Source organism: Nocardioides sp. Kera G14, from assembly GCF_020715565.1.
Classification (GTDB): Bacteria; Actinomycetota; Actinomycetes; order Propionibacteriales; family Nocardioidaceae; genus Nocardioides.
On record NZ_CP085839.1, the window covers coordinates 2,573,456 to 2,587,234 of the forward strand.

The following is a 13,779-nucleotide window of genomic DNA, read 5'->3' on the forward strand; positions in this document are numbered from 1 at the left end:
CGTGCGGCCCACGAGCGCGACACGCCGTACCGTGCGGCGTGTCGCATCTCTGCGCCGCAAGAACCGCCGCTGGGTGGGTACGACGTCTGCATGACTGAACAGCCCGACCAGAACGCCGCCACCGATCAGGACCAGTCCGAGGGCCAGGTCTCCGAGGTCCAGAGCTTCGACGGCCAGGAGACCGATGCCGGCGACACCGTGCCGGAGGGAGGCTCCGACCCGGGCGGCGCGCCCAAGGAGAACGAGCGCGACAACGACCAGAAGAAGTGAGCCCGCGGGAGGCCTAGTACCAGCCGTAGCTCTCGCTGTGGCCCCATGCGCCGCAGGGCGAGCCGTAGCGGCCCTGGATGTAGCCGAGGCCCCACTTGATCTGGGTGATCGGGTTCGTCTGCCAGTTGGGGCCGGCCGAGGCCATCTTGGAGCCGGGCAGGGCCTGCGGGATGCCGTACGCACTGGAGGACGGGTTGTCGGCGTTGACCCGCCAGCCGGACTCTCGGGTCCAGAGCCTGTCGAGGCAGCCGAACTGGTCGCCGCTCCAGCCGAAGTCGCCGAGGAGGGCCGACGCGATCGCCTTCGGATCACCGTCGGCCGCGTCGACCGTCTGGGTCACTGCCTGCACGTCGGTGGCGGCAGCAGCCGCGAGCGAGGCCGCCTTGGCCGGGTCGGCGGCCGCGCGGCGGTCACTCGAGCGGGAGAGCTCGGGCGTGCGGGTCACGGTCGCCGAGGTCGTCGGCCTGCTGATGGTGGCGGCGGCGTTGACGACGCCCTCCCCGCCAGCGGCTACGCCGCCGACCACGACGGCACCGGTCGCGGCAGCGGCCACGCCGCCGAGGATCGCGGTGGCGCGTACGACGGTGTGCGAGGCCTGACGGGGCGGCTTGACCGCCTTGCGCTTGCCGCCCTGCGTGACGCGCGGAGCCGGTACGACCGGCGCCTCGGAGATCTCGATGAAGGCGGGGACTGCGGTGCGAGAGGGGGTCGACACGGTGCGCTCGGCGCGGCGGCGCGGCGCGGCGTGCTTCCCCACTCTGTGTCCCCTCAAACCTTCATCGTCGTGCAAGTCGGCCCCCACCATGCCTGAGCACGGTGGGGGCCGCAAACCGAACACGACTATCTGTGGAAGATTTCTGTCACGCAGGGCCCCTTAGGTCTCTGCAGTCACAGAAGGCACAGGAGTCACAGCACGTAGTTCTCCAGCATCTCGGTCACGAGGGCCGCGATCGGCGAGCGCTCCGAGCGGGTCAGCGTGACGTGGGCGAACAGCGGGTGCCCCTTGAGCTTGTCGACCACGGCGACCACGCCGTCGTGGCGACCGACCCGCAGGTTGTCCCGCTGGGCGACGTCGTGGGTGAGGACCACCTTCGAGCCCTGACCGATGCGGGAGAGCACCGTCAGGAGCACGTTGCGCTCGAGGGACTGGGCCTCGTCGACGATCACGTACGCGTCGTGCAGCGAGCGACCACGGATGTGTGTGAGAGGCAGCACCTCCAGCATCCCGCGGTCGACGATCTCGTCGATCACGTCCTGCGACGTCATCGCACCGAGCGTGTCGAAGACCGCCTGCGCCCAGGGGCCCATCTTCTCGGCCTCGGAGCCCGGCAGGTAACCGAGCTCCTGACCACCCACCGCGAAGAGCGGCCGGAAGACGACGACCTTCTTGTGCTGGCGACGCTCCATGACGGCCTCGAGACCGGCCGCGATCGCCATGGCCGACTTGCCGGTGCCGGCACGACCACCCAGAGACACGATCCCGACCTCGGGGTCGAGCAGCATCTCCAGCGCGATCCGCTGCTCGGCCGAACGGCCGTGGACGCCGAACGCCTCGCGGTCGCCGCGCACCAGGTGGACCATCTTGTCGGCGCCGACGCGACCGAGTGCCGTGCCGCGGTCGGAGAGCAGCACGAGACCGGTGTTGACCGGGAGCTCACGGCCCGCATCGAGGTCGATCACGCCGTCGTCGTACAACTCGTCGAGGTCGGCGGAGGCGAGCTCGAGCTCGACCATGCCGGACCAGCCGACCTCGGAGTCGGAGATGGTCTCGGCGCGGTACTCCTCGGCCTCGAGGCCGACCGCGGAGGCCTTGATCCGCAGCGGCAGGTCCTTGGAGACCAGGACGACGTCGCAACCCTCGTCGGCGAGGTTCTTCGCCACCGCGAGGATGCGGGTGTCGTTGTCGCCGAGGCGGAAGCCGGACGGCAGGGCGTCGGGCGACGTGTGGTTGAGCTCGACCCGGAGTGTGCCGCCCTCGTCGCCGATCGGGACCGGGGCGTCGAGACGGCCGTGCGAGATCCGGAGGTCGTCGAGGGTGCGCAGCGCGGTCCGCGCGAAGAAACCCAGCTCGGGGTGGTGACGTTTGCCCTCCAACTCCGTCACCACGACGACTGGGAGGACGACCTCGTGCTCAGCGAAACGCTTGAGCGCGCCCGGATCCGCGAGCAGCACGCTCGTGTCCAGGACATAGGTCTTGACGGCCGGCTTCTGCGGCGACTTGGCCACGCGATTCACCCCATCACGACCGCGCGCACACCCCTCGCCCGGCCTCAGTTCATGCAGATGGACCGGGAAGGAACCCGAAGGCCGGGGTGGCGGCCTCCCTCACCACAGCACGCCTCGGCGTGGTGTGTGATCAGGTCGTGAACGCTCACGAACGGGCCTCCTGGCTTCGATGGGCTTCCCCGCCCACCGATGCAGCGAACGTACGCCGGGCATCCAACGTTGCGCGGCAACACGCCGCATTTCACCGGTGAACAGTTTGTTTCGGCGCCGAGTGCCTCAGCGGCCGAGGCGGCGCTCGCGGCGGGCATAGTCGCGGAGCGCGCGGAGGAAGTCGACACGACGGAAGTCGGGCCAGAGCGCCTCGCAGAAGTAGAACTCCGACTTGGCCGACTGCCAGAGCAGGAAGCCACCGAGACGCTGCTCGCCCGACGTACGGATGACAAGGTCAGGGTCGGGCTGGCCTGCGGTGTAGAGGTGGCCCTCGATGGAGTCGGCGATGTGTTCGGGGGTGAGGTCCTGCGCGAGCTCCTCGAGCGAGGTGCCGCGGCTGATGTGCTCCGCGAGGAGGGAACGGACGGCGTCGGCGATCTCACGGCGACCGCCGTACCCGACGGCGACGTTGACCAGCAGGCCGTCGACGTCGCGGGTCGCCTCGGCGGCGGCCTTGAGCCGCTCCGCCGTGCGGGAGGGAAGCAGGTCGAGCGCGCCGACCGGATGGATCCGCCAGCGACGCTGATCGGCCAGGGAGTCGACCGCCTCCTCGATGATCGCCAGCAGCGGGACGAGCTCGGCCTCGGGGCGGTTGAGGTTGTCGGTCGAGAGCAGCCAGAGCGTGACGATCTCGATGCCGACCTCCTCACACCACGTGAGGAGCGGCTCGATGTTGGCGGCGCCGACGCGGTGTCCGTGGGCCGTGTCGCGGCCGACGGCCTTGGCCCAGCGGCGGTTGCCGTCGAGCATCACACCGACGTGCTTGGGCAGCGTCTCCGGAGGAAGCCGACGGAGCATCCGCGCCTCGTAGGCGGGGTAGAGCGTCCTGCGGACGCCGTCCTTCCAGTCAGCCACCCCGCCAGCCTAATCGCGTCGAAGCATGGGGTCATCGAGTGGCGGGTACGGTCTCCGCATGAACAGCGCACGAGCCGGGGAGTTCCGCGACCGCGTCTCGGATTTCGTCGACGACGCGGTGGAGACGGCGAGCCAGCGTCTCGCGGAGATCAAGCCGAAGCTGCGCGGCTGGCCCCATGCCGGCAGCGTGCCCCTCATCCTGGCCGCGAGCATCGTGCTCTACGTGCTCGCACCCTCAGGGGCGCCGCGCATCGGGGCGGCGGTCTTCGGCGTCTCCTCGCTCCTGCTCTTCAGCGTCTCCGCGGTCTACAACTGCGGCACCTGGCGCGGTCGCGCTCATGCTGTCCTCAAGCGCTGGGACCACGCGAACATCTTCGTGCTGATCGCCGGCTCCTACACGCCCTTCACCCTGCTGCTGCTCCACGGTCACACCCGTACGACGCTGCTGTCGCTCGTGTGGGGAGGCGCCCTGGCCGGGGTCTTCTTCCGGATCTTCTGGACACATGCGCCGCGCTGGCTCTACGTGCCGATCTACATCGCGATGGGCTGGGCGGCGATCTTCTTCATCCCGGCCTTCTTCCACGGCGCCACTGCGCTCGGGGTCGGCATCGGCGTCGCGGTCTTCACGCTGATCTGCGTCGGCGGAGCGCTCTACACGCTGGGCGGCGTCGTCTACGGCTTCCGGCGGCCCAACCCGTGGCCGCAGTGGTTCGGCTTCCACGAGGTCTTCCACGTCTTCACGATCCTCGCGTTCGCGGCCCACTACACGGGAGTCTCGCTGGCGACGTACGCCGTGCGCTGAGTCCGCTCGACGGATCAGCGCGACGGGTCAGCGCGACGGGTCAGGCGCGGACGGCCAAGGTGTCGCCGCCGCGGGCCTTGGCGTCGTACATCGCCTCGTCGGCGCGGGCGATCAGGTCGGTAGCGGTGCCCCCGTGGTACGTCGCCACACCGACGCTGACCGTGGGCCGGAGTGGACCGCCGGGGGCGTCGATGGGCTCCGAGGCGGCGGCGACCGTCTGCATGGCGAAGGAGACGGCGTGGGCGACGTCGAGCCCGGTCACGAAGATCACGAACTCGTCGCCACCGAAGCGCGCCACACTCCCACCGCGGCCCACCAGCCCCGCGAGCCGCCGGGCGGTGGTGGTGAGCACGGTGTCGCCGGCGAGGTGTCCGCGGGTGTCGTTGAAGGACTTGAACTTGTCGATGTCGATGAGCATCAGCGCCAGCGCCTCGCCGTAGCGTTCCGCTCGCTCGACCGCGCCGATGAGGAGCCGTTCGAGGCCGGCGCGGTTGAGCACGCCGGTGAGCGCGTCGATCTCCACCGGGTCGACGGCGGCGTAGGGGTCGCGGGAGAGCTCGGCATAGGCGAAGTGCACCGACAGCCCGGTGGCGAGCGCCGACCACTGCATCAGGTCGGCGCCGACGGCCTGCAGCGCGACGCCGAGCACGGCGGCCGCGATGATGCCGTACAGGGACCAGCGCAGGAGGCCGCGGCTGTAGTCGGCACGGCGGCCGAGCATGGCCGCGGCGAGGACGATCAGCGCGATGTTGAAGACGCCGTGGACGAGATAGCCCACGCCACGGCCGCCGCCGAAGCCGGCGTCGAGGGTGAACTGCCGCTCCCACCACGGGACGTCGGCGAAGCTCAGCGCCACGAGGAGGACCGGCTCGAGCGCCAGCAGGACGAGCAGCGCCGCGCGCGGGTGCCCGGGAACGCCCACGGCACGGCGGGCGAAGAGGTACATGCCGATCGTCGTGAAGGAGACGAACGCGAACCAGACCCCGTGGACCTGCGTCGACGTGCCCCCGTCACGGGTGTCGAGGTACGCGCACCAGCACCACCCCAGGACCGCGACGTTGATCAGGCCGATCCAGGGCCAGCCGGCGGCCTGCGGGGTCCGCGCGAAGGAGACGATGACGAGGACGGCCGCGAGGCCCACGGCGATCGCTGCCGCCACCTCCATCGAGACCCCCTCGTCGTACTGCCGCCGCACCCACCGTAGGGCCCTCACACGATCTTCGTCAGATCCTCCACCGTGGTGACCGGAGCGAGACAGACGAAACCACGGCAGACGTACGCCGTCGGGCTGCCGTCCTTGGCATGGCGGTCGGCGAGCAGCGGAATCTCCGGAGTGGCTTCGCCAGCGACGGCCACGATCCCTCCGGGTCGGGCCATGGCGGCACGGACGAGCTCGTCACGCGCCGGCCCGAGCGGGCCGACGACCGCGATCTCCTCGGGGCCATGCTCGAGGAGGGCGGCGGCGGTGAGGCTGTGACCGGCGAATCGTGGGGCCTTCTCCATGAGCTGGCTCGTCGTGGTCAGGGCCGCCTCCGCCCCCTCCCTGAACCGGCTCTCGCCCGTCAGCGCATGCGCAGTCACCAGTGCGTGGATCATCGCGCTCGTGCCCGACGGGCTCGCGTTGTCGGACGCGTCCCGCGGCCGGATCAACAGGCGCTCGGCGGCGGGCACATCGGCGGCCGTGTCGAAGAAGCCGCCGTCGCCTGCGTCGAATCGTGCGAGCGCCGAGTCGAGGAGCGCTGTGGCCCTCGCGAGCCAATCCGCGTCGACCGTGGCTCGCGCGAGGTCGAGGAAGGCTTGGGCCACGCAGCCGTAGTCCTCCAGCACGCCGGCGTGTTTGCCTGCCGCCCCGTCGCGGGAGACGCGAAGCAGCCGGAGGGTGCATGACTCCGGCTCCTCTGGGTTCCAGTTCCATTCACCCTGCGAATGGATTGCCACCAGAACCTCGCCCGCCTTGACCGCCACCTCGATCAGGTCCTCACGTCCAAGACGGAGTCCGGCGTCGACCAGCCCGCTGATCGCCAGCCCGTTCCAAGCCGCGACGACCTTGTCGTCCCGTGCCGGCCGGACGCGTTGTGCACGGACGTCGAGGAGTCGAGCCTTCACCTCGCTGAGTCGTCTCAGCTCGTCCGGGTCAGTCGGCGCATGTCTCAGCTGGAGTGTCGACGTACCGTGCTCGAAGGTGCCGGCCTCGGTGACGTCGAAGACCTCGGCCGCCCATTGCCCGCGCTCGACGCCGAGCGCCTCGGTGAGCTGGGCCGGCGTCCAGACATAGAAGCGGCCCTCCTCCCCCTCGGAGTCGGCGTCCAGGGCGCTGGCGAAACCGCCTTCGGGTGTGCGCAGCTCGCGGATCATGAAGTCGGCCGTCTCTCCGGCGATGCGGTCGCCCAGATCGGTGCCGAGGCGCGCGTAGAGGCCGAGGAGCAGGCCGTTGTCGTAGAGCATCTTCTCGAAGTGCGGCACCACCCAGCCGCGATCGACCGAGTAGCGCGCGAAGCCGCCACCGATCTGGTCGTATATCCCGCCGCCCGCCATCGCCGCCACGGTCCGGTTCAGCATCATCCGGGCCTTGTCGCCGCTGCTGCGGCGGAGGAACTCGAGCACCATCGACGGCGGGAACTTCGGTGCTCCGCCAAATCCGCCGGCCGCTGGGTCGAACTGCTCCGCCAACGCCTCGACTGCTTCGCTCGTCGAGTAGGACGCGCCAGCGGCCGTATCGAGACCACTGCCCTGCGCGAGGTGCTCCCGCACGTTCGCCGCCACCTGGTCGATCTGGTCGCGCCGGTTCACCCAGCCGTCGGAGAGCGCCTGCAGGAGCTGCGTGAAGGCCGGGATACCGTGCGCCGGTCGCGGCGGGAAGTACGTGCCGGCGAAGAACGGCGAGCCCTCGTGATCGAGGAAGACCGTCATCGGCCACCCGCCCTGCCCGGTCAGCGCCGTCGTCGCGGCCATGTAGACCGCGTCCACGTCGGGCCGTTCCTCCCGGTCGACCTTGATCGAGACGAAGTGCTCGTTCATGTACGCCGCCGTCGACTCGTCCTCGAACGACTCATGAGCCATGACGTGGCACCAGTGACAGGCGGCGTAGCCGACCGACAACAGAATTGGTGTATCACGGCGCTTTGCCTCGGCGAACGCTTCGGGCCCCCACTCCCACCAATCCACTGGATTCTCCGCGTGTTGGAGCAAATACGGGCTTGTCGCGCTAGCCAATCTGTCGGCCATGCCTGCCACCTTCCGCCAGTGCGAATATGCATCGCTCAGCCCTCCTGATGCATATTCGTGATGCATATTCGATCCGAAACGAGCGTAGGATGAGCCCTCTCGGGGCTCGCTCAGCCCAGCGTAGAAGGGAGCAGCAATTGACGACTCGCAAGCGGTCGCTGCTGCTGGCGCAGGGCAAGGAGCGCCGGCTCGACGAAGGGCGCAAGGCTTGGCGGGTGCGGATGTACGCCACCGACAGCGGCTACCAGGTGCTTTTCAAGGCGCCGGCCGGCGAGGGCGAGCCGTGGAAGCGAGTCCTCAGACGCGCCGCAACGGAGGACGAGGCTCGCAAGATCTTCGCCCAAGCCGAGGCCGCGCTCGACACCGAGCAGGCCACGCCGACCAGCGCGCGGGTGAAGGCGACACAGACGATCGCTGCACTCGGCGCTGCCTACCTCGAGGACGGCCGAAAGCGCGGCAAGGCGGTCCGGACCATCCAGGGTCGTGAGTCGCGGCTCAACGCCCACATCATCCCGACGATCGGTGACGTCCAGGTCGCGAAGTGGCGGATCGAGCACAGCCGCAAGGTGATGGAGAAGGCATCGAGGACGCTCCATTCGGCTCGTGGCAAGGAGGACCTGCGCGGGGCGATGGCCGCGATGCGCAAGCTCGCCTGGCGACTGGGCTGGCTCGACCGGTCGATCGATCCGCTGGACGGTCTGGAGATCGGTCGCTCGACGGTGCTGCATGGCGCGACAGCGCACTACGTCGACCCGCGACTGCGTCCGGAGACTCGCCAGGTGCGGGCGATGGCCGCGGGTGCGGACGCCCTCTGCGGGCCGGACGGGACCGATCCCCTGATGACGCGGCTCTTGCTCTTCGGAACCAAGATCCGCGTCGCCGGCTTCGGTGGCCTCCGGCTCAGCGAACAGAACGGGCTCCGCGCGATCGACGTTTTCTTCGACCGCGGCTACGTGCACGTCAACGGCTCATGGACCACGCCCCGGAACTCTCCCGGCTTCCGCGGGCCGGTGAAGAACCACGTGATCCACGAGGTCCCCCTCCCCCGCTCGCTGATGCACGACGAACTGCTGCCGCGCGTGAAGTATCTGCTTGGGCTGCCAGCGAGGGCCTCGCTCCAGCAGGTGCTCAACGCCCAGGAGGAGGAGCGCGAACGCCGGGCCCGACTGGCCCAGCGTTCCGGCGACTCGAACCTGACCTGGTGGAACTATCCCGTCCCGCCCGAGGACGAGCAGTGGCTCTTCGTCGACACGGTCACCGGCCTGCCGGTGAAACCGGAGATGCACAACGAGCGCTGGCACCGCGTCCGTCTCTGGGTCGACGAGCACGACCCGGACAACGCCTGGCCGAAGACGATCGTCTACCGCAACCTCCGCCACCACGCCGCGACCAAGTGGTTCCACGACGAGCTTGGCGAGCCCTGGGAGGTCGTCGCCCAGTACCTCGGCGACAAGCTCACCACTGTGCTCAACCACTACGTCCGCGCCGGCGAGGACGCGCTCCGGGATTCCGTCGCCAAACTTGCCAGGCGATAGCACGGCTTCTGCCCGGACCTATGCCGAACCGTCGATCGGCGGTGCCTAACGCGGCACGCCGCGTCACTGCGCCCACATAGACGCACCTCCGCATTGCGCATCCGTCCGAGCCCGCGAGACCGAGACCGACGACGCCTCGATCAAGAATCCTGTTAGGGAGGAGGTAGCGTCCTTATAGTCGGCTCGCGACGGTAGTGGTTCGGAGAGAGTCGTCCTTTCTGATGCTCCTATCGTCCGTCAAGCGACGTGGAGCCAGTTTCGGTAGGTCTGGGCGAGGTTGTCGTTGCGGCGGATTCCGCGTTCGAGCTCGCTGATGGTGATGGGCCAGACGCCGAGCTCGTTGGCTGCGGTGGTCAGGGTGATGTTCTTGGCCTGGCGCAGCGGACGCAGGTCGTCGACGGCCGGGACGGTGACGGGGGTCGTCAGGTAACGGAAGACCTCCCGGGCGATCGCGCGCTTGAGTTTGCGGATGATCTCCATCGAGCTGAGGCCGGCCTGGCGTTGCTTGGTGACGTAGTCCTTGGTGCGGGGGTCCTTGGCCATGCGTACCAGTGCGATGCTGTGCAGTGCGCTGTTAGCGGCACGGTCCCCGCCACGGGACAACCGGTGCCGGGTGATCTTGCCCGAGGATGCCTGGATCGGGCTGGTGCCGCAGAGTGCTGCGAAGGCTGCCTCGGACCGTAGGCGCTCGGGGTTGCCGCCGGCGGTGAGCAGCAGTTGGGCACCGGTGTCGGGGCCGACGCCGTAGGCGGCCCGCAGCCCGGGGTTGGCGGCGGTGACGAGCTGGTCGAGCTCGATGCCGAGCTTGTCGTGCTCACGCTGCAGTTCGATGCAGCGCTGGGACAGGGTCTTCAGGGCCAGCATGATGGCCCGCTCGAGGGACTCACGGTCTGGTCGGATCTGGATGCGGGCGAGGACCTTGATGCGCTCCTCGCGTCCCATCGAGCGGTAGCGCTCGCGGATCGCCGTGGGCGCGGTGATGAGCTGGTGGTGGATCTGGATCATCGCTGCAGTCCTCGCCTTGCGTGCCGAGCGGCGGGCGTTGTGCAGGGCCCGGATGCCTTCAATGACCGCGGGGTCCTTGGCGGGAGCCGTGCGATGGGAGCCCAGCGCCGCGCGCGCCGCCTGGTAGGCATCGATCGGGTCAGACTTGCCCAGGCGACGACGTTCGGCGCGTTCGGGCCGCATCACCTCGACGACCTCGATGTTGGCGGCGCGGGCCGCGGTGGCGATGCCGACTCCGTAGGAGGAGGTGCCCTCGATCCCGACCGCGGCCACATCGCCGTGGCTGGTGATGAACGCCAAGGTGCGTTGGTAGCCCTCGGGGCTGGTGGGGAACTCCTTGTCGCCCAGGTCGTGGCCCAAGGCGCTGATGACGGCGACATGGATCGATTCCTCGTGGGTGTCCACGCCGCCGTAGACCTGCCCGGACTGTGCTTCGACTGTCATGCTGGAACTGCCTTCCACTCGTGAGGGTGGGCCCCAGCCGGGTGGGCAGACAGGACAGTAATGAGGCGCTTGCCAGGCTCTTATGAAGTCATGTCCGCCCGGCTGGCGCCGTTCAACGGCCTCCACCAGAGCCGGGCATTACAGAATCAAGACAGCCCAGCAGGACGTCAGTCGGACACATCGAGCCACGACCCCGGTGGAGTGTTCCGATCATTACTGTCGGTGCTCCCCGGCATGATGTCGGCATGGCGAAGTTGGACCCTGAGTGGGCGATCGAAGAGATCAACGCGTTCCTGAATGTCACGACACAGGTAGTGCCCGACATGGGACCTGGTATCGCGTACTTCGGAACGGTCATGCGCGGCCCCGAGACCGAAGCCTCGCAACGTGCCCACGTGGTGGAGCAGATTCTCGATCGGGCGCTCCCCGGCTGGGAGAAGGACCGCCCGAAGAAGGACAGCGAGTTCTCGTGGCTCCGAGACCAGGCTTCTCGGGCCAAGGCCGCGTTGCAGCGACAGGCCGAGTTGGCTGAGAAGTTGGGGGACAACGCGCCCGACATGGATGCCTCGAACCTCCACCCGTGGGCGTGGGAAAACGGGAAGTCCTACTGGAACACGGGGCACTACCACCAGGCCGTCATGCAGGCCGCTATCCGGATCAACGCGGAGACACAGGCGAAGTTGGGCCGGATGGACGTGTCGGAGGTCGCACTGTTCAACGAAGCTTTCTCGCTCGACGCTCCGAAGGACGGAGCGCCTCGGCTTCGGCTTACTAAGGATGACGGCGGCAAGACCTATCAGAATCTCCACCGTGGCGCCCGGGCGTTCGCGGACGGGCTCTACACCGCAATTCGTAATCCCGGCATGCACAAGCCGCAACAGAGCGACGGCGGCGAGGAGCAGTTGGCACTAGAGCAGTTGGCCGCGTTCAGTCTTCTGGCGCGGTGGGTGGACCAGGCGACCCTCGATACGGCTTGAGCAACGCGAGGCCACACGCCAGCTACGAACGCCGACTTCCGGCGTTCCCGGCAGAAATTGAGGGACAGGTGCGATCCGCGTTCAGCGTTGGACAGGCCAGAGTCAGAGCGTTGAGACCCTCGGGGAACGCGTGAGGCTAGGCCGTAACAAGAGCCGTACCGCGGAGGGCCGACGTTACGGCGGACTCGTCGGTGACTCCTTCTAAGGGAGCTGCCCTTCTCGATTCAGTTCTTGGTAGGCCTGTCCGATCCGCATGAAGTCTTCTTCGATGCCGCCGGGGCGCGCGATGACCCAGTGCTGAGCGCCTTGCCATTGGCGTTCGTTGTACCAACGCGCGACGTCGGACGTGACTGTGGTGGTCTCGCTCGTCGGTCCGAGGCCGAGCAAGATGCGCGGGCTGATAGGCATGGCGATCTGGTTGGCGTCGCCGAGGGCAACACCTTGGTGTGGGCCAACGCCGACGTGGCCGGGCTTCATAACGATAACGGGACTGTCGCCGATGACGAACTCGGAGCCTTCCGGGGCGAGCCCGAGTTGCACCTTCCACTTCCCCAAGATGGCGCGAGCACCCTCCAGGTTGATCGGATTCCTGTCGCAGTGCCACTCATCCGAGCCTTCGCTTATGGCGCGTTCGTGCAGCTGGATGGTGAAGTCGACGAGCTCCTCGGCGCTGGTGGCTTCTTCACCAAACGTGTTGCGGTAGGCGGTGGCGATCATCGGCAGGTGCTGGCCGAGGACACTGGTGATGCTCTGCTCGACGACCTGGCCTGTGAGGTTCATCCGTGCGGTCATCATGCCGCGGCTACGTGCCCAATGAACGGCGATCAGATCCCGCAAGGGTTCTTCGTCGCCTGGCTGCAGCGTCGGCTTCTCCTTGAGCCGAGCAAGGACATGTCCGGCGCGCGTTTCGACGCGACCCCACATCATCTCGGTCTCGTCCGGGGCATGCGCATCGAAGACAGTCTCGAAGATGCGAGACCCGAAGGGCACGCGCCGGTGCCGAGATGCGGCGCGGTCGTAGAAGGCGACCTGTCCGTGCTTGTCGGCGAATCCCTTGATGAGGAAGCGCGACACCGTGTGCTGCCCCATGGGTGCCCCAGGTTGTGTCGCCGCGGTCATGCCATCAAGTTTCGGGTACTGGTCAAGGGGCTTACCGCAGACCGTATCGGCGTCGATTTAGGCTCAGCGACGGACAGGAGTGTGCCGCCTATGGGCGTGCCAGAGATCGGCTCCCCTACACAGTTCACGAGTTGCTGGTAGGCGTCCTTGGCGGTCCGAACGGAACTAGCCCTGCGAAGTGCACAGAGTTGCCGTATGGACTTCACGTTCCAGACCTATGCGCTCGTCGGGGTCTAGGAGACCATCCGGACTTCGCCGACGGTTGTCGATGGCCCTTCGAGCAATAGAGTCTGCTCATGCCGCGATCCGCGCGCTGGCTAGGTAGGTCTTACCGCCGCCTGTGGTCACGCGCCACAGTTCCTCGGCGGCTGAAACGCACGCTCGCAGTGACAGGCGGCGGCACGCCTACAAGTTCACGCCTAGTCCTCTGTCACTGGCGCTCGCCCTTATCGCGATCGAGGTCGTCCTCACGCTCGGCCTGCACGTGCGAGATGAACCAGGTGGCGACAGCAGCGGTCACAGATCCCACTAGTGCGATGCCGATCACCATCAGGGCGACCGCGATGGAGCGGCCGGTTGTGGTGACCGGGAATCGGTCGCCGTACCCGACCGTTGTCACCGTCTCGCACGCCCACCAAAGGGCGTCGCCGAAGGAGTTGATATTCGCGTTCGGTACGCCGCGCTCGGCGTCGAGCATGGTCAGCGCGCCGAGGAAGACGGAGGAGATCGCCGTGCCGATGACGTAGAGCGTTGCCCGGCCGGTGAAGGTCCGGGTGGCGCTTCGGCTCAGGAGACGTGCAAACGCTAGGGCCCGCAGGAGTCGGAGCGGACGCAGCATGGGCAGCGCGATCAGGGCGACGTCGTACCAATGGCGGAGGACGTACCGAAGACGCTCTTCGGCGAGCCCGATGCGGATGACGAAGTCGGCCAAGAAGGCGACCCAAACGGTCCACGACACGATGCTGAGCGAGGTCTCCAGCTCGTGGTCGAGGTGCGGATTGAGGACGGGCCAGGCGTAAGCCACCAGGAAGGCGAGGGCAAGTAGCAGAAGCGGGACCTCGCTGCGGCGCTCCCAACTCTCGACGCGTGTCACGACGGCACGCTAGCGGCA

General features: G+C 68.0%; 12 protein-coding genes. 4 read left to right on the plus strand and 8 right to left on the minus strand.

All coding sequences use genetic code 11. The features are described from left to right. Window positions 1–90: 90 nt before the first annotated feature. Window positions 91–270 carry a hypothetical protein gene (locus LH076_RS12660; RefSeq protein WP_227781095.1) on the plus strand — a complete coding sequence of 60 codons (180 nt, stop codon included), beginning with the start codon at window positions 91–93 and terminating at the stop codon, window positions 268–270. A 13-nt stretch (window positions 271–283) separates the two neighbouring features. Here the strand turns inward: LH076_RS12660 and LH076_RS12665 are convergent, their stop codons facing one another. From LH076_RS12665 to LH076_RS12675, 3 genes are all read right to left on the minus strand, one after another. Next, window positions 284–1,027, minus strand: a complete 744-nt coding sequence (locus tag LH076_RS12665) for a lytic transglycosylase domain-containing protein (RefSeq protein WP_227781096.1) — start codon at window positions 1,025–1,027, stop codon at window positions 284–286. Between the two features lie 149 nt (window positions 1,028–1,176). Then, window positions 1,177–2,496: a PhoH family protein gene (locus LH076_RS12670; protein WP_227781098.1), complete on the minus strand. Its 1,320-nt coding sequence runs from the start codon at window positions 2,494–2,496 to the stop codon at window positions 1,177–1,179. 276 nt (window positions 2,497–2,772) lie between these two features. Further along, a complete protein-coding gene (locus LH076_RS12675; protein ID WP_265333846.1) occupies window positions 2,773–3,504 on the minus strand; it encodes an isoprenyl transferase in 732 nt (243 codons plus the stop codon). A 115-nt stretch (window positions 3,505–3,619) separates the two neighbouring features. On the opposite strand from LH076_RS12675, the gene trhA reads away from it, so the two are divergent. Beyond that, window positions 3,620–4,363 (plus strand): PAQR family membrane homeostasis protein TrhA, encoded by a 744-nt coding sequence (gene trhA / locus LH076_RS12680; protein WP_227781100.1) that lies wholly within the window; start codon window positions 3,620–3,622, stop codon window positions 4,361–4,363. 40 nt (window positions 4,364–4,403) lie between these two features. On the opposite strand, the gene LH076_RS12685 is transcribed toward trhA, so the two are convergent. Continuing rightward, window positions 4,404–5,576 (minus strand): sensor domain-containing diguanylate cyclase, encoded by a 1,173-nt coding sequence (locus LH076_RS12685; protein WP_227781101.1) that lies wholly within the window; start codon window positions 5,574–5,576, stop codon window positions 4,404–4,406. Continuing rightward, window positions 5,573–7,588, minus strand: coding sequence for a thioredoxin domain-containing protein (locus tag LH076_RS12690; RefSeq protein ID WP_227781103.1), 2,016 nt, complete (start codon window positions 7,586–7,588; stop codon window positions 5,573–5,575). Before LH076_RS12690 ends, LH076_RS12685 begins: the two co-directional genes overlap by 4 nt. 137 nt (window positions 7,589–7,725) lie before the next feature. On the opposite strand from LH076_RS12690, the gene LH076_RS12695 reads away from it, so the two are divergent. Then, window positions 7,726–9,123: a hypothetical protein gene (locus LH076_RS12695; RefSeq protein ID WP_227781104.1), complete on the plus strand. Its 1,398-nt coding sequence runs from the start codon at window positions 7,726–7,728 to the stop codon at window positions 9,121–9,123. Between the two features lie 237 nt (window positions 9,124–9,360). Here the strand turns inward: LH076_RS12695 and LH076_RS12700 are convergent, their stop codons facing one another. Next, on the minus strand, window positions 9,361–10,572 hold the full coding sequence (locus LH076_RS12700) for an IS110 family transposase (RefSeq protein ID WP_227781105.1): 1,212 nt from the start codon (window positions 10,570–10,572) through the stop codon (window positions 9,361–9,363). 245 nt (window positions 10,573–10,817) lie between these two features. On the opposite strand from LH076_RS12700, the gene LH076_RS12705 reads away from it, so the two are divergent. Then, window positions 10,818–11,549 (plus strand): TIGR02391 family protein, encoded by a 732-nt coding sequence (locus tag LH076_RS12705; RefSeq protein WP_227781106.1) that lies wholly within the window; start codon window positions 10,818–10,820, stop codon window positions 11,547–11,549. Window positions 11,550–11,750: 201 nt separating this feature from the next. Here the strand turns inward: LH076_RS12705 and LH076_RS12710 are convergent, their stop codons facing one another. Both LH076_RS12710 and LH076_RS12715 read right to left on the minus strand, forming a co-directional pair. Continuing rightward, window positions 11,751–12,638 (minus strand): DUF4238 domain-containing protein, encoded by an 888-nt coding sequence (locus LH076_RS12710; RefSeq protein ID WP_227781107.1) that lies wholly within the window; start codon window positions 12,636–12,638, stop codon window positions 11,751–11,753. A 460-nt stretch (window positions 12,639–13,098) separates the two neighbouring features. Further along, entirely contained in the window at window positions 13,099–13,761 is a 663-nt protein-coding gene (locus LH076_RS12715) for a potassium channel family protein (protein WP_227781108.1), read from the minus strand. Window positions 13,762–13,779 lie beyond the last annotated feature (18 nt).

Coding starts and splice junctions, on each gene's coding strand:
- LH076_RS12705 (WP_227781106.1), top strand. CDS start 10,818: ATGGCGAAGTTGGACCCTGAGTGGGCGATCGAAGAGATCAACGCGTTC.
- LH076_RS12690 (WP_227781103.1), bottom strand. CDS start 7,588: ATGGCCGACAGATTGGCTAGCGCGACAAGCCCGTATTTGCTCCAACAC.
- trhA (WP_227781100.1), top strand. CDS start 3,620: ATGAACAGCGCACGAGCCGGGGAGTTCCGCGACCGCGTCTCGGATTTC.
- LH076_RS12710 (WP_227781107.1), bottom strand. CDS start 12,638: ATGGGGCAGCACACGGTGTCGCGCTTCCTCATCAAGGGATTCGCCGAC.
- LH076_RS12700 (WP_227781105.1), bottom strand. CDS start 10,572: ATGACAGTCGAAGCACAGTCCGGGCAGGTCTACGGCGGCGTGGACACC.
- LH076_RS12660 (WP_227781095.1), top strand. CDS start 91: ATGACTGAACAGCCCGACCAGAACGCCGCCACCGATCAGGACCAGTCC.
- LH076_RS12675 (WP_265333846.1), bottom strand. CDS start 3,504: ATGCTCCGTCGGCTTCCTCCGGAGACGCTGCCCAAGCACGTCGGTGTG.